An 18,714-nucleotide genomic window follows, 5' to 3' on the forward strand; every position below is an offset into this window, starting at 1 on the left:
CGCCAAGCCGCTGGTGTGTTGAAGCCGAGCCGCCGGGCTGGTGACGCCGAGCCGCCGATCTGTTGACGCCGGACCGCCGGGCTGGTGACGCCGAGCCGCCGGTCTGTTGACGCCGGACCGCTGGTCTGCTGACGCCGAGCCGCCGGTCTGCTGATGCCCAACCAACCGCCCGCCGCAGCAGCACCCCGCGCCAGCACCCCGCGCCAGTACCCGGTACCGCCGGGAGGGGCTCGCGAAACCCGCTCGCGCCCTCCGCGGGTGCGCTTGAACGTCGCCTGCTACTGCGGACGCCCGTAGCCCTCGAGCAGCCGCAGCCAGAGCTCGCTGATCGTCGGGAACGACGGAACCGCATGCCACAGCCGTGACAGTGGCACCTCGCCGACGACCGCGATCGTCGCCGCGTGCAGCAGCTCGCCCACGTCGGGGCCCACCATGGTGAACCCGACGACGACCCCGCGATCCTCGTCCACGACCATCCGGGCCGTTCCCTCGTAGCCCTCCGCGTGCAGCGAAGCCCCCGACACGTTGCCGATGGGCACGTCGACGGCCCGCACCCGAAGGCCCCGCTTCTCGGCAGCAGCAGTCGTGAGCCCGACAGCGGCGACCTCGGGGTCCGAGTAGACGAGCTGAGGCACCGCGGCATGATCAGCCGTCGCGACGTGCGTGCCCCAGGGTCCATCGTCGAGGTTGCGCCCCGCGGCGCGCGCCGCGATCGCGTCACCGGCCGCCCGCGCCTGGTACTTGCCCTGGTGCGTCAGCAGGGCGCGATGGTTGACGTCGCCCGCCGCGTACAGCCAGTCGCTGCCGCGGACGAGCATCGTGTCGTCGACATCGATCCAGGCCCCGGACTCGAGCCCAGCCGTCTCGAGACCGACATCGCCCGTGCGCGGGACCCGGCCCGTCGCCACCAGAAGCTCACTGCTCTCGAGGGTGCGGCCGTCGTCGAGCGTCACCGTGGCCGGACCGGACGCATCCCGGACGACACCAGCTGGCGCCGCACCCGTGATGATCGTCGCCCCACGCGAACGCAGGGCCGCCACGACCGCCTCACCTGCGAACGCCTCGAATCCGCCGAGGACCGTGCTCCGTGCGACCAGCGTCACCTGGGCGCCGAGATCGGTGTAGGCCGTCGCGATCTCGACCGCCACGACGCCGCCGCCGATGATCGTGATCGACTCCGGGATGCGCTCGACCGACGTCGCCTCTCGGCTCGTCCACGGCTCCGCGTCAGCGAGCCCTGGGATGTCCGGCAGCAGCGCCGCCGACCCGGTCGCGACGACGACGGCGACACGCGCCGAGTAGGTCGTCTCGCCGACCGTCACCTCACGCTCACCCGTCAGGCGGGCATGCCCGCGCACGAGCTCGATGCCAGCGTCCGCGAGCCAGGCCACCTGACCCTCGTCGCTCCACTCGGACACGTATGAGTCGCGACGAGCGAGGACCGCCGACACGTCGAGGTCTCCCGTCGCCGCCTCGCGGCTGCCCGGCACGGCACGCGCCGCGCGCAGAGCAGCCCCGCTCCGAAGGAGCGCCTTCGAGGGAATGCACGCCCAGTACGAGCACTCACCGCCGACGAGCTCCTTCTCGACGATGAGGGTGCTCAGGCCACCCTGAACGGTGCGGTCGGCGACGTTCTCCCCGACGGGGCCCGCGCCGATGACGATGACGTCGAACGTCGTCGCACCCTTGGGGAGCACGGTCGCCTCGGACGAGGTCTGAGACTCAGTGGCCACGCGCGATCCATTCTTCGAGGTGCGGCGCTTCCGCCCCGATCGTCGTCGAATCCCCGTGACCCGTGAAGACCTTCGTCTCGGCCGGCAGCGTCAGCAGGCGCTCCGAGATCGACGCGATGATCGTCCCGAAATCGCTGTAGCTGCGCCCCGTGGCCCCGGGCCCGCCGCTGAAGAGCGTGTCTCCGCTGAACAGCGCCCCGAGGGCCGGAGCGTAGAAGCAGACCGACCCGGGCGAATGGCCCGGCGTGTGCAGCACCTGCAGGTCGACCTCATCGATCACGATGCGGTCGTCGTCCGCGAGCTCGATGTCGGGAGCCGAGTCGGGGTAGACCGCATCCCAGAGCATCCGGTCGCCGTCGTGCAGCGCGACGGGCGCGTCCACGAGCGTCGCGAACTCCTGCGCCGCCGCGATGTGATCGTCGTGCCCGTGCGTCAGGAGCACCCGGCGCACCCGGCGGTCGCCGACCGCATCGCGCACCGCCTGGGCGTCGTGGGCCGGGTCGATCACGACGACGTCCTCGTCGTCTCCGACGAGGTACACGTTGTTGTCGACGTCCCATGTGCCCCCGTCGAGGGAGAACGTGCCGCTCGTGACGACGCGGTCGATACGCACCTTGCCGTGGCCGCTCACAGCTCCACCACCGAACGCAGAACAGTGCCGTCCTTCATGCGGCCGAACGACGCCTCGATGTCGTCGATGCCGATGCGCTCCGAGACGAAGGCGTCCAGGTCGAGCCTGCCGAGGCGGTACTGCTCGACGAGCATCGGGAAGTCGCGGCTCGGGAGGCAGTCCCCGTACCAGGACGACTTCAGAGAGCCGCCGCGGCCGAAGACGTCGAGCAATGGAAGCTCGAGGGTCATCTCAGGCGTCGGCACCCCGACGAGCACAACCCGACCGGCGAGGTCGCGGGCGTAGAACGCCTGCTTGTAGGTCTCCGGGCGACCCACGGCCTCGATGACGACGTCGGCTCCGAAGCCGCCAGTGAGGGCCCTGACGCCTTCGATGACGTCCTCCTCGCGAGAGTTGATGGTGTGCGTCGCCCCGAAGTGGGCGGCACGCTCGAGCTTCGCGGGGTCGATGTCGACGGCGATGATCGTCGTCGCCCCGGCGAGGGCGGCCCCGGCGATCGCCGCCATGCCCACCCCACCGCAGCCGATGACCGCGACCGACTCGCCGCGCTTCACCTCGCCCGTGTTGATGGCGGCACCGATGCCGGCCATGACACCGCAACCCAGGAGGCCGACGGCAGCCGCATCCGATTCCTCGTCGACCTTCGTGCACTGGCCGGCGGCGACGAGCGTCTTCTCGATGAACGCGCCGATACCGAGCGCCGGGGAGAGCTCCGTGCCGTCCTCCAGCGTCATCTTCTGCGTCGCGTTGTGGGTGTTGAAGCAGTACTGAGGCTGCCCCTTCGCGCAGGCACGGCACTCGCCGCACACCGCGCGCCAGTTCAGGATGACCCGGTCGCCGACAGCGACCTCCGTCACGCCCTCGCCGACCGCCGACACGCGGCCGGTGGCCTCATGGCCGAGCAGGAACGGGAAGTCATCGCTGATCCCGCCCTGCTGATAGTGGAGATCGGTGTGGCATACACCGCTCGTGATGATGTCGACCACGGCTTCGCCTGGCCCCGGATCGGGGACCAGCACCGTCTCGATCGACACCGGTTCGTTCTTGCCACGGACAACTGCACCTTTGACACGGGAGACCATGTGGCAAGGGTAGTCGTAGTCTCTCTGGATGGTCATCCTGATCGATCCGCCCGTCTGGCCCGCGCACGGCACGACGTTCTCGCACCTCGTGTCCGACGCCTCCGTCGACGAGCTGCATGCCTTCGCCCGGAGGGCCGGCATCCGCGACCGCGCCTTCGACGTCGACCACTACGACGTCCCGGCGGAGCAATACGACGCCCTCGTCGCGCTCGGGGCCGAACCCGTCGGGGGCTCCGAGCTCGTGCGCCGACTCGTCGCGGGAGGCGTGCGCGTGCCCGCGCGCGACAGGCCCAAGCGAGCCCGGCTCACCCTCATCCGACGTTGGGCCGAGCTCGAGCTGCCCGTGACTGCTGGCAGGCAGCCGGCGACGGATGCGCTCCGCGACGAGCTCCTCGACGCCTGGTCGGCTCCTTCCCGTCACTACCACGACGCGACGCACCTGCTCTCGGTGCTGGACGCCATCGACATCATGCGCCTCCGCGCCGCCGAGACCGGCGCGCCCCTGGCCGAGCGCGAACTGCTGACCGCCAGGCTCGCCGCCTGGTTCCACGACTCGGTCTACGAGGGCACCGCAGGCGACGACGAACGCGCCAGCGCCGACCTCGCCGTCGAGCGGCTCACGGCTCTCAGCGTCGACGCCACCCTCGTCGCCGACGTCGAGCGCCTCGTACTTGCGACCATCGTCCACGCGGTGGCGGAGAGCGACGTGGCCGGTCAGATCCTCATGGACGCCGACCTCGCCGTCCTCGCCCGCTCGGAGGACGGCTACGCGCGCTACGTCGCACTGGTCAGGCGCGACTACGCGCACGTCACCGACGAGCAGTGGCGCGCCGGCCGCGCGTCCGTGCTCGAGACGCTGCTCGCGACGCCCCGCCTCTTCGTGTCACCTGCGGTCCCGGAGGACTGGGAGGAGCGCGCGAGACGAAACTTGGAGCGCGAGCTCGAAGCGCTTCGCAGCTAGGCGCCCACGTAGCCCGCGAGGTGCTTGCCGGTGAGGGTCGACGGATCGGCAACGAGCTGCGCCGGCGTCCCCTCGAACACCACCGAACCGCCATCGTGACCAGCGCCGGGGCCGATGTCGATGATCCAGTCGGCGTGTGCCATGACCGCCTGATGATGCTCGATGACGATGACCGACTTCCCCGAGTCCACGAGCCGATCGAGCAGCGAGAGCAGCTGCCGCACATCCGCGAGGTGCAGGCCCGTCGTCGGCTCGTCGAGCACGTACACGCCGCCCTTCTCGGCCATGTGGATCGCGAGCTTGAGCCGCTGCCGCTCGCCACCCGAGAGTGTCGTGAGGGGCTGCCCGAGCCCCAGGTAGCCGAGCCCGACGTCGACGAGGCGCCCCAGCACCTTGTTGGCGGGACCGGTGGAGAAGAACGCGTGCGCCTCCGCGATCGACATCGACAGCACCTCGCTGATGTTCTTGCCATCGAGCGTGTAGGCGAGCACCTCAGCTTGGAAGCGCCTGCCCTCGCATTCCTCGCACACCGTCGACACGGCCGCCATCATGGCGAGGTCCGTGAAGATGACCCCGAGACCGTTGCACTTCTGGCAGGCACCAGAGGAGTTCGCGCTGAACAGGCCCGGCTTGACGCCGTTGGCCTTCGCGAAGGCCGCCCGGATCGCATCGAGGACCCCCGTGTACGTGGCGGGTGTGCTCCGCCTGGAGCCGCGGATGGCGGTCTGGTCGACGACGACCACGTTGGCTGACTTCGGGATCGACCCGTGGATGAGGGAGCTCTTCCCCGAGCCTGCGACCCCCGTCACGACCGTCAGCACGCCAAGGGGGATATCGACGTCCACGTCCTTGAGGTTGTGTCGCGTCGCCCCGCGGATCTCGAGGCTCGTCTTCGAGCTCCGCGGCTCCTCCTTGAGCGAGACCCTGTCGTCGAGGTGCGTGCCCGTGAGGGTCCCCGACGCGCGCAGGCCCTCGACGGTGCCCGCGAACTGCAGCTCTCCACCACCGGAACCCGCACGGGGCCCGAGGTCGACGACGTGGTCGGCGATCGCGATCGTCTCGGGCTTGTGCTCCACGACCAGCACCGTGTTCCCCTTGTCGCGCAGGCGCAGCAGGAGCTCGTTCATGCGCTGGATGTCGTGCGGGTGGAGCCCGACCGTCGGCTCGTCGAACACGTAGGTGACGTCGGTGAGGCTCGAGCCCAGATGCCGCACCATCTTCACCCGCTGCGCCTCGCCACCCGAGAGGCTCCCCGACTCCCGGTCGAGGCTCAGGTAGCCGAGCCCGATGTTCACGAGAGAGTCGAGCGTCTCCTGCAGGGTCGCGATGACCGGGGCGACCTGCCGGTCCTGCACGCCCGTCATGAACGCCGCGAGGTCACTGATCTGCATCGCCGAGCAGTCGGCGATGTTCCTGCCTTGGATGCGGCTCGCGAGGGCCGCCTGGTTCAGGCGCGCCCCTGCGCACTCCGGACAGGCAGTGAACGTGACCGCGCGGTCCATGAAGGCGCGGATCGCGGGCTGCACCGCATCCGGGTCCTTCGACAGGATCGACTTCTGGATGCGGGGGATGAGCCCCTCGTAGGTCAGGTTCATGTTGAGGGCCGGCATGTTGACCTTCGTCGGCTCCTTGTAGAGGAAGTCGTGCAGCTCGGCCTCGGAGAAGTCGGCGATCTTCTTGTCGCCGTCGAGGAACGGCGCGTCCGAGTATCCGCGCACCATCCACCCGTCGACCTTGTAGCCGGGAATCGTGATCGCGCCCTCGTTCAGCGACTTCGTACGATCGACGACCTCATCGATGTCGAGGTCGGTGACGCGTCCGATGCCCTCGCAGCGAGGGCACATGCCCTCGGCGAGGTTGAAGCTGAAGTGGCCGGCTGGTCCAGCTGAAGGAGCCCCGAGGCGGGAGAAGATGATGCGGAGCATCGTGTGCGCGTCGGTCGCCGTGCCAACCGTGGAGCGGGCGTTCGCGCCCATGCGCTCCTGGTCGACCACGATGGACGCGCTCAGCCCTTCGAGCACCTCGACGTCGGGCCGGGCAAGGCTCGGCATGAACGACTGCACGAAGGCCGTGTACGTCTCGTTGATGAGGCGCTGGGACTCGGCCGCGATCGTCCCGAACACGAGCGAGCTCTTGCCTGATCCGGAGACGCCCGTGAAGACCGTGAGCTTGCGCTTCGGGATGTCGACGTCGATTCCCTTGAGGTTGTTCTCACGAGCGCCGCGCACGCGTATGGATTCATGCATGCGGCGATCGTAGCGACCCGCCGAGGTGCGAGCCACGCCCCCGAGGTCAGGGTGTGCTTCGATGCCCCCATGCCTCCGATCCACTCCCTCGACGATCTCGTCGAACTCGTCTCGACCGAACTCGCTCGCGGAGACCTGAGCGCCGCCGCGACCGCCCTGGCGAGCGCGCCGCTTCCGGACGTGGCCGTGCTGCTCGAGCGCCTCCCGGCCCGGGATGCCGGGGTCGCGTTCCGTCTGCTGCCGAAGGACGAGGCCATGACCGTGTTCGAGCGGATGGACGCCCCAGCTCAGCGCGAGGTCGTCACGCAGCTCTCCGACGCCGACGTCGCCCGGGTGTTCGCGGAGCTCGACGCCGACGACCGGGTCGCCCTCATGGACGAGCTCCCGGCGAAGATCGCGAAGCGCCTCGTGCAGGAGCTGCCGGCGGATGAACGCGGCGAGACGGCGATCATCCTCGGCTACCCGGTCGGGTCCGTCGGCAGGCGCATGACGCCCGACTACGTGCACGTGTACGCGCATGAGCTCGTGGGGGTGGCGCTGGAGCGCATCCAGCAGCGAGGCGCGGACGCCGAGACGATCTACACGATCCCCGTCATCGACGACGGGCGGCGCCTCCTCGGGGTCGTCAGCCTCCGCGAGCTGTTCTTCGCGTCGCCGAGCGACGCCGTCGAGCAGCACATGGCGACCGCCCTCTACGCGCACGCCGATGACGACGCCGAGGTGACGGCCCGGACGCTCGTCGACCGCGGAGTCCTTGCGATGCCCATCGTCGACCGTGAGGAGCGCCTCCTCGGCCTCCTCACGGGAGACGACGCGCACCGCATGGTCGAGGCCGCCCGCGACGAGGACGAGGCGCACGCTGGAGCCTCCGAGCCGCTGAGGCGCCCCTATCTGACGACCCCCGTCTTCGCGGTCGTGCGCTCGCGCGTCGTCTGGCTGTTCGTGCTCGCGATCTCCGCCATCCTGACCGTGAGCGTGCTCGAGCTCTTCGAGGCGACCCTCGAGCAGCAGGTCGCACTCGCCCTGTTCATCCCCCTCCTCACCGGCATCGGCGGCAATACGGGATCGCAGGCCGCGACAACCGTGACGAGGGCCCTGGCGATGGGGGAGGTTCGACCGAGGAACGCCTGGCCCGTCGCCCTCAAGGAGCTGCGCACGGGCATCGTGCTCGGCGTCTCGCTGGGGGCAGTGGCCTTCGCCGTCGCGACGATCTTCTACGGGGTGGGCATCGGCACCGTCATCGGCCTGACGCTGCTCTCCGTCTGCACCATCTCGGCGACCGTCGGCGGCGTCATGCCATTGGTCGCGAAGTCCATCCGGGTCGATCCGGCGGTCTTCTCGACGCCCTTCATCTCGACCTTCTGCGACGCGACGGGACTCATCGTCTACTTCTCCATCGCGAAATCAGTGCTCGGCATCTGACGGAAGCGCCCCTGGCTCCCGGAGGGAGGTGGGGCCCTCCTGAGCGGACACGGAGCTCGTGCTTCGCATCGTGTGGAGACCGCCGCACAGTGCCCAGACCGTATACGACGCGTCGCCCTCCGAAACCGTATCGTGGGGCCGAGGCGTGGCGTAGGCGGACGATCTCCGACACCACGCAGGACTCTGGGGGGAGTCCGCAGCGCGCAGCGCTGAGGATCAGCAGGAGAGGGCAGACATGTCCAGCAGCACGCTCAACGATGGGCCTCGCGCCGCCGAGCCGTGGCACACGCTCGACCGCGACCGGCTCTCGGGGCTCGCGCTCGCCGGACAGCGCCTCACCCTCATCGTCGGGATGCCGGGCGGCGGTCGCACGACGCTCCTCAGGCAGATGCAGGGCAAGCTCGGCGCGGCCGGCATCACGGTTCTCTGGTGCGCCTCCCGCGCCGAGCTGCTTCGCGTCCTGGCCGAACTGGACTCCGGAGCACACGCGGGTCGCACCGCGGTCATGCTCGACGACCTCATCGTGGCGCAGGACGACGAGCTGTGGGAAGACATCAGACGGTTCGTGACCGGCCCCGACCGGGGCGCGCGGTTCCTCATCGCCTCCCTCGCCATGCCTGATTGGGCCGCCTCGCTCGGCCCCGCTGGGCTGGTCATCCATCCGAGCGAGCTCGCCTTCAACGCCTCCGAGCTCGATGGGCTGCTGGCCCTCAACCAGCCAGGAGCACCGCCAGAGCTTCGCATGCGGCTCCTCGATGCGCTCGCCGGTCACCCCCTCACGACCCGCATCGCCCTGCAGCGGTGCCGTTCTGACGCGCATGCGGACGGATGGTCCACCGTCAGCGGTGCGTCGAGCGCCGCCCTGACACTGCAGGAGCTCCGCCGCTTCGACCCCGCGGAGCTCGACCGCGTCGACGCGGTCCGCATGATGCGGGCCCTGAGCGTGCTGCGTCGCTTCTCGAGGAGTGACCTCCGCCTGCTGGCCCCGGAGATCGCCGGCGATCACTGGTTCGACCAGCTCGCCTCCTCGCCGTACGGCACGACCGAGATCAACCGCATCACGCTCGACGTCGAGTTCATCTGGCACGCCGACACCTTCAGGCGCCTCAACGCGGACCGCTCCCCACATGAGGTGCGAACGTCCGCCGCCAGGGCCATCGGATCCTTCCCGGAAGAGCTGAACGTCATGCAGCGGCTCTTCCTGGCCGTGAGAGCTCGCACGTGGGGTGAAGTCGAGTCGATAGCGCAGCGCCACTTCAGGACCATCTACGAGTACGCGCCCCGCGAGACCGTCGAGGAGATGCTGCAGGCCCCGGCGAGCGTGCTCGCTCGCCTCGTGAGCACACGCCTGCTCGTCGCGCTCTTCAAGTGGCGACGCTTCGGGGCGACACGCGGCGTCCTGCTCAGCCTCCGCGAGTCAAGCCTCGCGACGACGATGATCGCGCCGAGCGACCCCGTCGGCCTCTTCGCTCAGGTCACCAGGCACTCGCTCGCGACCTCCTTCGGGGGTGACCGTGCGGCGGCCCGGCGATGCCTCCGAGATGCGAAGGGCCTCATTCGCGACGGCGACGGGACTCTGCTCGCCGCGCTGGCTGCCTCGCCCACCGCCCGCGGCCGGTTCGCGGCCGACTGCCTCGCGCTCGAGGGGGCCGCGATCCTCTCCGATGACCTGCCGTTCGCGCTCGAGCTCGCAGGCCTCGCCGCCGAGCACGGCGAGAGCTTCAACCGAACCGACGCGGATGCGCTGCGGCACGTCGAGATCATCGGGGTCATCTGCGGGCTCCGCCAGACCGACGCGGAGAAGCTCACGGGGCGGAGCCTCCCCGGCATCGCCGAGTGCTTCGAGCTGCTCGACGACGGCGACGAAGATGGGGCGCTCGGCGTGGCCAGGAAGCTCCGCGACCTGCCCCGAGCGGTTCTGCCGCAGGACACGGCGGCCACCGTCCGGATCCTCATGGAAGCGCTCGTCGGCGACGAGGACCCGATCGCCGAGGTCGATCAGCTCCTCGAGCTGAGCGCGGAGTCCTGGCGCGACGGGCGCCCCTCCACCCTGCTGACGTTCGCGGCGACGACCTTCTTCCTCACTCGCGGTCAGAACGTTCGCGCGCAGCGGGCGGCCGACTACCCAGGCGCGCAGGGCGACTGCTACATCAGCCTCGCCCGGTGCCTGGTCGAGCTCGCCAGTGGCCGACACAGGGAAGCCCTCGCGCACGCCGAGGCAGCCCTTGGCGACACCAAGCTCGCCCCGAGGTTCGCATCCATCGCACGGACGATCACGGCGCTATGCCTGCTGCGGATGGGCAATCTGGTCGCCGCAGCCAACCGCATCGCGACGATCGCCACCCAGTGCCTCGACGATCGCAACGCCCGGTTCGCGCTCCGCTTCGCGACGGACAGCGACGCTGCCCTCATGGCGTCCATCAGCGACAAGCTGCCGACCCGCATCTCGGACCTGCTTGTCGTCGTCGCTGCAGACTCCCGACCGCTGTCCGCCTCCACGGTCGGCGAGGAGCTCTCGAGCGCCGAGATCGAGGTGCTCAGGCTCGTGGGCCAGAACTGGACCAACGCGCAGATCGCCGCGCAGCGCTTCGTCTCCGTGCACACCGTGCGAGCGCAGCTGCGCAGCGTGTTCCGCAAGCTCGGGATCGGCGACCGGCGGTCCGCGGTGGCCGCCGCCGAACGGCGGGGCCTACTCGACTAGGCACTGTGTGACACGAGCTAGCGTCGCGCTCGGCCCGATCCCGGGTTGGAACCCGCGGTGTGGTCGGCGAGGCGCTGCAGCCCCTCTTCCAGCGACACCGCCGGCGCCCAGTCGAGATCCGTGCGCGTGCGTCGCTGATCGAACCAGTGCGCCGTCGAGAGCTGCTCGGCGAGGAATCGCGTCATCGGCGGCTCGTCCTGCCCCGGTCGGATGCGCCACACACCCTCGATGAGGGAGCCGGCGGCCCGAGCGAGGACGGCCGGCACCCGGAGGCGGGGCGGCGGCGCCCCGCCCGCGCGGCAGATCCCCTCCATGAGCTCCGCGACGGTCCGAGGCTCCCCGTTCGTGATGACGTAGCTGTTCCCGTGGGCGACCGGCGCTCGCCGCAGCGCCGCTGCGATACCCGAGGCGGCGTTGTCGACGTAGCAGGAGTCGATGAGGGCCGCACCGCGCCCGAGGAGCGGCAGCGTGCCCCTCGACGCCCGGTCGAGGATGCGCGCCACGAGCTGGGTGTCGCCGGGGCCCCACACCAGGTGGGGGCGCACCGCGACGACGGCGAAGTCCGGGGCGTCGGCGGCGAGAGCACGCAGCTCTGCTTCCGCCTTCGTCCGGGCGTAGCTCCCGTGGGCGAGGTCGGGCCTGGCCGCATCCGCACCCGCGCCGTGGATGGCGGCACCGAAGTGGGCCACGGAGGGGGAGGAGACCATGACGAAGCGGGTCGCGCCCGCAGCCTTCGCGTGCTCGACGAGACGCTCGGTCCCGGCGATGTTGACGGCCTCGAACTCGGCCTCCGGTCCGCTCAGCGACACCTTGGCTGCGAGGTGGACAACCCCCTCCATCCCGTTGACGGCACGCGCCACGGCCGCATCGTCGGTGATCGAGCCGAGCGCATCCGTCACGCCGTCGATGCCGCTCGCGCTGCGCTGCATCGTCGTGACCTCATGGCCCTCGTCACGCAGCTGCACCGCGACGGCGCGCCCCAGCATGCCGCTCGCCCCGGTCACGAGCACCCTCACGGGGCCGACACCCGCTCCCCGGAGAGCGCGCGCTCGGCCCAGCTGGCGAGCGCTGTTCGGTCGATCTTCGAGTTGTGCCTGATGTCGGTGGGCAGCTCGGGAACGATGAGCGCGGCAGCGAGCGGCTGCGTCGTGGAGGCGCGGAGCGCATCGGCGAGCTCCGCCTCGGCCACACGGACCCCTCGAGAGTGTTCCCTGGTCTCGAGCACGGCCACGGCCTGCGCCGTTCCTGCCGGTCCGACGCCGACGACCGCGGCGCGCCGCACCCACGGCAGCGTCTCGAGGTCCTGCTCAGTGCCGACCGGCGCGAGTGGACCATCGACCGTCACGAAGACGTGGGGGAGGCGGCCCTCGATCCAGAGACGCCCCTCCGCGTCGAGGTGGCCGACGTCGCCAGTGCGGTGCCAGCGGCCCAGGTCGTCGTGGTCGGGATCTTCCTGATCGGAGGGTGCCTGATCGGGGGTTCCTTGACTGGCGGACTCTGCGCCGCCGCCGGGCAGGTCGCGCACGGCGGCCCGATCGGTCATGGCGAGGCGGTCGTAGCGCTCCTTGAGGTGCGGGGCGCTGATGATGACCTCGCCCAGCACACCAGCCTCGTCGGAGGGGGCGCCGGTCGCGGCACCCGTCTCGTCGAGAGCGCTGATGCGGACGACGTTGCGCCCGATCGGCGTGCCGACGCACACGCCGTGGTCAGCGGCGAGTGCGGCAGCGGAGATGCCGTCGCGGTCGATGTCGGTGACGAGCAGGCACTCGGTCATCCCGTAGGGAGTGTGCGCCTCCGCGTTCGGCATGAGGGCGCAGGCGTCGTCGAGCAGTCGCGCCCCGATGGGTGCCCCCGTCGAGAGGAACGTGTCGACGCTCCCGAGGGCCTCCCGCTGCGCCGCATCGAGCTCGTCTCGCGTCGCGACGACGTTGAGGATCGCGGCCGGCGAGAGGAACACGATGCGCGCATCCGCCGCCACGACCGCATCGGCCACCGCGGTGGCCGTGAGGGTTCGAGGGGAGGTGACGTCCATGTCCGGCGTCACCGACCGTGTTCCGAGGGCCGGGCCGAGCAAGGCGAATGGCGCGAAGCCCGTGACGAGGCCAGATTCGGCCGTCACCCCGTAGGCGTCGCGGAGCGTGTCCCGCACCGCCTGCAGCTGGCGGTGCGTGTACACGACGCCCTTCGCGGGTCCGGTCGAGCCCGAGGTGAACAGCACCGCTGCGAGGTCCTCTGGGCCGGGAGGAGCCGGCAGTGCCGCGCCGCGCCCGAGCTCGGCCACCTCGGCGAGCGAGTGCGCGACACCGAGGGCGGCTCGAGCGCTGGCGGGGATGCTCGTGGCGCTGATGCGCATGCCAGGCCAGCCGAGCGCCTTGGCCGCCGTCAGGCCGGGGACCTGGCCGATGATGACGTCGGGCCAGGCGCCGCGGACGGCGCGGGAGAGGCCCTTGACGCCGAGCCCGGCATCCGCGACGACGACGACGGCGCCGATGCGCAGGCAGGCGTAGACGATGGCGGTGAGGGTGACGCCGGGCCGCACGAGCAGGGAGACACGGTCGCCCCGGCGCACCCCGACGGCGCTCAGGCCGGCCGCGATCTCTTCGACTCGGCGCGCAAGCTGACGCCAGGAGACCCGCAGCGGGGCCCCGTCCGCCCCGCGCCCCATCTCGAGGGCGGCGATGCTGGGGTCGTCACGGTGCTCGTCCAATGCAGCCCACATGGGCGCGGATGTGTCGTCGGGGCTCGGCGCCGGAACGTGCTGGCCTCGGCGACGAGCGGTTCCCGCGGCGACGTCGTCGAGCCAGGCGAGGAGATGCGTCGCGTACGGGGTGTCCTCCGCGATGAGGTGACCCGCGCCTTCGAAGCGGTGCACCTCGGCGTGGGGGAGGCGACGCATGAGGTCGCCCAGGTACAGGTCGGTGAAGATCGGGTCGCGGGGGCCCCAGAGCAGCAGCGCTGGCACGTCGAGCGCCGCGACGCCAGCCGAGACCCCCTGCAGCGCCGCGTGGCTCTTGGTGGATTCGTCGACCGGGATGTCGGCCACGAACTGCTCGATGCCGAGCCTCGACGCGCGATCGAGGTAGGGCGCAGAGTAGGCGGCCTTCACCTGGGCGGTGAGCGGCGGATTCGCGAGGGCGAGCGTCGTTGCCAGGAAGGCCGGGCTCGTCGACGTGGATGCGCGCAGCACTGGGCCGAAGCGGGCGAGGCGCAGGGCGGCCGGGATGGGCAGCTCGCTCGGCTGGTCGACGGCGGTGTTGAGGGAGGCGACCGCGGTGAGCAGCTCCGGGTGGCGGACCGCCCAGCCGAGGGCGACGACCCCGCCCCAGTCATGGCCGAGGGAGACGACGTCGCCGCTGAGCTCGAGCTCGTCGGTCAGCGCGCCGAGGTCGAGGATGCGCTGCTCGAGGGTGCGACGCACCTCGGTGCGCTCGGAGAAGCCCATCTCGAGCTGGTCGACCGCGATGACGCGCCACGCGGATGCCCCGGACTCGGCGGCCGAGATCGATTCGCTCACCAGCGAGCGCCAGAGGTACGACCATGTGGGGTTGCCGTGCACGGCGAGGACCGTGCCGACGGGCTCGATCCCCAGCTCCTGGAGGATCGGCGCCGTGTCGAGGAGGTGCCAGGTGCGGCTCGTGCCGGTGTCCTCGCCGACGCCCGTCGTCTCGACGAGGCGGCTGAATCGTTCCTGGAGTCCGGGCAGGCCGGCGGGTGGGCGGCAGGCCGACCTCACCACTTGAGCTCCATCATCGCCGTGTTGAGGCCGGACCCGACCCCCATGAGGAGGACCCGGTCGTCGCGCTTCAGGCTCTTCGACTGCAGGTCGAGGGTGATGGGGATGGACGCGGGACCGACGTTCCCGAGCGTCGGGTAGGTGGTCGGCACGCGCTTGGCGTCGAGGCCGACGGCCTTGACGATCGCATTGGTGTGGACGCGCGACACCTGGTGGGTGATGTAGTGGTCCATCGACGACCAGTTCCAGTCGGTCTGCGCCTCTTTCCAGGCCGACACGACGAGGTCGAGGCCGCCGCGCAGCAGCGCCTTGGCATCCGTGAACATGCCCTGCACGCTGCCGACGCACAGCTCGTGGAACTGGGTCGCGGCTCGCGTCACGCCGCCGAGGATCTGGTGCCCCTCGGGATGCTCGTCCGTGCGTCCGAGCACGGCTGCCGCCGCACCGGAGCCGAGCGTGAGGCTCGCGAACTCGCTCATGAAGTCCTCGCGCCCGATGTCGTCGCGGAGCAGCCGGTTGATGGTGTTCACCTGGATCTCGTCGGCGTCCTCGCCGTTGACGATGATGGCGTAGCGGATCTGGCCAGCCTCGATCATCTGCGCTGCGAGCGTCATGCCGTTCACGAAGCCGAGGCACGCGTTCGCGATGTCGAAGTTCACGGCGGAGCTCGGCATGCCGAGACCGTGGTGCATGCGCACGGCCACCGATGGCTCGAGATGGGTCCGGGTCACGGACGTGTTGATGAGCAGGCCCACCTCGCTCGCGTCCACACCCGCGCGGCGCAGCGCCTCGTGGCCGGCGGCGACGGTCGCCTCGGTGAACGATTCGCCCTCAGCCCAGTTCCGTCGCTCGGTCACGCCAGCGACGCGCTCGAGGAGGTTGCCTGGGAGTCTGAGTCGCTTCAGGCCTGCGGAGAGCTTGCCTTCGATGTCTGCCGAAGCCGTTGCCTTCGAGGGAAGGCTGCTCGCGACCGACAGCAGCGAGACGTTGTGGAAGCGAGTAGTCGCGTTACCTGTCATAGATGTGATTTGCGTCCTGAGCCGTGCAGAGAGTGGGGAGGGGCGTAACCACGTCAGTCTAGGTGCTCCCCGATGACCGAACTCTCAGGCCCGATCATTAGCGTGCAGAGATGTTGCCAAGTGATATTCCTAGCCATGAAGATCTGCTTGAACTGACCGAGTACCGGGGCGAGGGCAGCGTGAGCATCGCCATCCCGGCCTCGAGCGCCCCGAGCGAGTCGGAGGCCCTGCGACTGGAGTTGCGGGCCGCCGTGAGCCAGGCGGCGAAGGAGCTCGAGACCCTCGGCCTGGATCGGACGCGCATCGCGAAGATCCTCGATCCAGCGAAGCAGCTCGAGTCCGATCCCGAGTTCTGGCGGGCGCAATCCCGCTCCCTCGTCATCCTCGCGTCCGGTGACCGTTTCCGCACCTTCCGCCTCGCCAATCGCCTCGGCCATCACGTCGCGGTGGGCGACCGCTTCGACGTGGGCGCACTGCTGCGCGCGACGACGTTCCCGAACTGCGGCTTCGTGCTCGGGCTCTCCCGAGGCGAGGTGACGCTCTTCGAGGTGCTCGCCGACGCGAAGCCGCGCCAGCTGCCCATCGAGGGCCTCCCCGACGACCTCGCGACGGTGCTCGAGCACACGACCACCGGCGGCCGCTTCGACCGGCAGCGCGCGCAGGGAACGACGGGCGACCGGATCGGGCACGAGCGCTTCGCGCGCATCGTGCAGGAGCAGGTCATCCCGATCCTCCGAGACTCGGGTGCCCCGCTCATCCTCGCCGCGACCGGCGACTTCGACACCGCCTACCGGGCCGTGAACGAGTACCCGGGGCTCCTCGAGCAGCGCATCGGCGCCCACCCCGGTTCGCTCGCGCCGGGGGAGCTCGACGCGAAGGCGCGCGGCATCCTCGACGACCACTACCGGGGAGAGATCAACGACTGGCGGGAGGAGTTCGGCACGAAGCGGAGCAACGGCCACGCGACCACCTCCATCAACGAGGTCGCCAAGGCCGCCTCGCAGGGCGCCGTCGCCGAGCTCTACTTCGACATGGACTCGACCCTGGAGGGCGAGCTCGACGAGGACGGCAAGCTCACGCGCGCCGAGACGCCCGGCCCGCACACCTACGCCATCGTGGACGAGATCGCGGCCCGCGCCCTCAAGCACGGCGCAAAGGTCAGGGCCGTCCGGCGTGGCGACCTCGTCGACGGCGCCGAGGTGGCCGCCACGCTGCGGTATCCGCTGAACGCCACGGCGTAGTCGCACCGGCAGCGCTCACGGCAGCGGCCGACGGGTGCTCGAACGACACGGCGGGGTGCGGGCTCAGGACGAGCCCGCACCCCGCCGTCGTGCGCGACGGAGTCGCGTCGACCGATCTCGCGTCGGGCGTCGCGCGAACTCGCGTTTGGCCCGCCTCCCAGACTCGCGTCAGGCGCCGCCGAAGCGGAGAGCCTCGGCATCGAGGCGGTGCTGCGCCTGCTCGATGGTCCGAGACGAGTAGCTCCCTGACGACCGCGCATCGAGCAGCGCCAGCTGGGCGTTGTCGAGCAGGATGCGGGTGAGCTCCCGCCGCTGCACGTGCGTGTCCTGCGCGTCCTCGTCGAGGTCGACGGACTTCGAGAGCAGCCGGCTCATGCGGGACGCGACGCCCTGCACCTGCTCGAGCAGCTCAGCGTCGTACTCTCCACCATCCGCACGCCGAAGCTCCGGGTTCGCGAGCGACTCGCGCGCGACGTCGAACACCTCGTCGGCGAGGCTCGCGAGCTCGCGCGCGTCCGCGTCGGCGTCCGTGCCGGTGACCCCGAGCTTCCTGATGAGGAGCGGGAGGGTGCCGCCCTGCACGACGAGCGTCACGATCGCCACCGTGAAGGCGATCAGCACGAGCTGCGGCCGGTACGGGAAATCCGCGGGCAGCGACTGCGCCGCCGCGAGCGTGACGACCCCGCGCATCCCGGACCACGCGAGCACGGCCCCGCCTCGCCAGCCGAGCCCCTCGTCACGATAGAACGCGATATCGGCGCTCGCGCGCTTGGCTCGGTCGACGAGGCGCGGCCGCGCGCTCGCGAGTCCTGGGGCAGTCACCCGCTTGAGGAACTGCTCGACGCGAGGCGCGACGAGCTCGGCGCGGCGCTGCTCCCTTCGGAGCATCAGCACGAGCGGGATGACGAACAGCACCCGGATGACGACCAGCGCGATCGTCGCGAGCAGGCCGATGCCGACGGCATGCAGCAGCCCGATGCCGTCCGCGTCGCCGTCGACGGACTCGATGAGCGCCGACAGCTCGAAGCCCATGAGGAGGAAGACGCCGTTCTCCAGCAGGAGCTGCGCCGTGCGCCAGTTCGTGCGCTCGCTGATGCGATCCTGCGGGCTGAAGCGGCTCGCACTGGCGTGCCCCGTGATGAGGCCCGCGACCACAACCGCGAGCACACCGGAGCCACCCACCTCCTCCGTCGGCACGTAGGCCAGGAAGGGCACCGTGAACGAGATCGCCGTCGTCAGCACGGCGCTGTCGAGCTTGGAGCGCACGTACACGGTGACCGCGCCGACCACGGCGCCGAGCACGACGGCCAGGGTCACGGCGAGCACGAAGTCACCGACAGCCCCCCAGAACGACAGCGCTCCCGCCGTCGCCGCGATCGCGCTGCGGAGCATGACGAGCGCCGTCGCATCGTTCACCAGGCCCTCGCCCTCGAGCACCGTCACGAGGCGCGGAGGAAGGCCGAGCCGCTTGCCGACCGCCGTCGCGGCCACCGCATCCGGCGGGCTGATGACAGCCCCGAGCGCGATCGCGGCGGCGAGGTTCAGGTCGGGGAGGAGCGCGTAGAGGAGCAGCCCGCTGCCGAACGCCGAGATGATGACGAGCAGCACCGACAGCCCAGTGATGGAGCGCAGGTTGCGGCGGAAATCCGCCAGCGGGACGTTCACGGCGGCCGAGTAGAGGATGGGCGGCAGCACGATCGTGAGGATCAGCTCAGGGGGGAACTCGAAGTCGGGGACCCCGGGCAGATAGCCGACGCCGATGCCGACGAGCACCAGCAGGATCGGCGCCGCGACCCCCAGCTTGGGCGCGATGGCGGCGACCGCAACGATGATGAGGACCGCCGCGACACCGAAGACTGCGAGTTCGAGCTCCATGGAACAGCAGACTAATCGGCCACGGCCGTGATCCCGGTCGCCCGCGCGCGTCGCAATGTTGCACTCCATT

At 70.5% G+C, this 18,714-nt stretch carries 12 protein-coding genes; 4 read left to right on the forward strand and 8 right to left on the reverse strand.

Annotated features, from left to right (window positions below; translation table 11 throughout):
- Positions 1-278 precede the first annotated feature (278 nt).
- The 3 genes from C5E10_RS07430 to C5E10_RS07440 are packed head-to-tail and all read right to left on the reverse strand — an operon-like array spanning position 279 to position 3,446.
- A complete protein-coding gene (locus C5E10_RS07430; RefSeq protein WP_104331099.1) occupies positions 279-1,733 on the reverse strand; it encodes an NAD(P)/FAD-dependent oxidoreductase in 1,455 nt (484 codons plus the stop codon).
- Positions 1,723-2,364 carry an MBL fold metallo-hydrolase gene (locus C5E10_RS07435; protein WP_258064751.1) on the reverse strand — a complete coding sequence of 214 codons (642 nt, stop codon included), beginning with the start codon at positions 2,362-2,364 and terminating at the stop codon, positions 1,723-1,725. Before C5E10_RS07435 ends, C5E10_RS07430 begins: the two co-directional genes overlap by 11 nt.
- The gene (locus C5E10_RS07440; protein ID WP_104331371.1) at positions 2,361-3,446 is read right to left on the reverse strand and encodes an S-(hydroxymethyl)mycothiol dehydrogenase; all 1,086 of its coding nucleotides are present in this window, start codon (positions 3,444-3,446) and stop codon (positions 2,361-2,363) included. The genes C5E10_RS07435 and C5E10_RS07440 overlap by 4 nt, the downstream gene beginning before the upstream one ends.
- Positions 3,447-3,474: 28 nt before the next feature.
- On the opposite strand from C5E10_RS07440, the gene C5E10_RS07445 reads away from it, so the two are divergent.
- Positions 3,475-4,407 carry a DUF4031 domain-containing protein gene (locus tag C5E10_RS07445; RefSeq protein ID WP_104331100.1) on the forward strand — a complete coding sequence of 311 codons (933 nt, stop codon included), beginning with the start codon at positions 3,475-3,477 and terminating at the stop codon, positions 4,405-4,407.
- On the opposite strand, the gene C5E10_RS07450 is transcribed toward C5E10_RS07445, so the two are convergent.
- Positions 4,404-6,653 (reverse strand): excinuclease ABC subunit UvrA, encoded by a 2,250-nt coding sequence (locus C5E10_RS07450; RefSeq protein ID WP_104331372.1) that lies wholly within the window; start codon positions 6,651-6,653, stop codon positions 4,404-4,406. The genes C5E10_RS07445 and C5E10_RS07450 overlap by 4 nt on opposite strands.
- Before the next feature lie 69 nt (positions 6,654-6,722).
- Between C5E10_RS07450 and mgtE the strand changes: the two genes are divergently transcribed.
- Both mgtE and C5E10_RS07460 read left to right on the forward strand, forming a co-directional pair.
- Complete coding sequence (mgtE, locus tag C5E10_RS07455; RefSeq protein WP_104331101.1) at positions 6,723-8,075, forward strand: magnesium transporter; 1,353 nt, start codon at positions 6,723-6,725, stop codon at positions 8,073-8,075.
- Between the two features lie 235 nt (positions 8,076-8,310).
- Positions 8,311-10,776 carry a LuxR C-terminal-related transcriptional regulator gene (locus C5E10_RS07460; protein ID WP_104331102.1) on the forward strand — a complete coding sequence of 822 codons (2,466 nt, stop codon included), beginning with the start codon at positions 8,311-8,313 and terminating at the stop codon, positions 10,774-10,776.
- A gap of 17 nt (positions 10,777-10,793) precedes the next feature.
- On the opposite strand, the gene C5E10_RS07465 is transcribed toward C5E10_RS07460, so the two are convergent.
- Genes C5E10_RS07465 through C5E10_RS07475 form a run of 3 tightly spaced genes read right to left on the reverse strand, consistent with a single transcriptional unit; the run spans position 10,794 to position 15,528 of the window.
- Positions 10,794-11,792, reverse strand: a complete 999-nt coding sequence (locus C5E10_RS07465) for an NAD(P)-dependent oxidoreductase (protein ID WP_104331103.1) — start codon at positions 11,790-11,792, stop codon at positions 10,794-10,796.
- Positions 11,789-14,512: an alpha/beta fold hydrolase gene (locus C5E10_RS07470; RefSeq protein WP_104331104.1), complete on the reverse strand. Its 2,724-nt coding sequence runs from the start codon at positions 14,510-14,512 to the stop codon at positions 11,789-11,791. Before C5E10_RS07470 ends, C5E10_RS07465 begins: the two co-directional genes overlap by 4 nt.
- Positions 14,506-15,528 (reverse strand): 3-oxoacyl-ACP synthase III, encoded by a 1,023-nt coding sequence (locus tag C5E10_RS07475; RefSeq protein WP_104331105.1) that lies wholly within the window; start codon positions 15,526-15,528, stop codon positions 14,506-14,508. The genes C5E10_RS07470 and C5E10_RS07475 overlap by 7 nt, the downstream gene beginning before the upstream one ends.
- 179 nt (positions 15,529-15,707) lie before the next feature.
- Here C5E10_RS07475 and C5E10_RS07480 point away from each other — a divergent pair, with 179 nt between their 5' ends.
- Positions 15,708-16,769 (forward strand): hypothetical protein, encoded by a 1,062-nt coding sequence (locus C5E10_RS07480; RefSeq protein WP_104331106.1) that lies wholly within the window; start codon positions 15,708-15,710, stop codon positions 16,767-16,769.
- Positions 16,770-16,937: 168 nt separating this feature from the next.
- Here the strand turns inward: C5E10_RS07480 and C5E10_RS07485 are convergent, their stop codons facing one another.
- Entirely contained in the window at positions 16,938-18,644 is a 1,707-nt protein-coding gene (locus C5E10_RS07485) for a sodium:proton antiporter (RefSeq protein ID WP_104331107.1), read from the reverse strand.
- Between the last annotated feature and the right edge of the window lie 70 nt (positions 18,645-18,714).

The sequence above is a fragment of the Pseudoclavibacter sp. RFBG4 genome, from assembly GCF_002931515.1.
Lineage (GTDB): Bacteria > Actinomycetota > Actinomycetes > Actinomycetales > Microbacteriaceae > Pseudoclavibacter.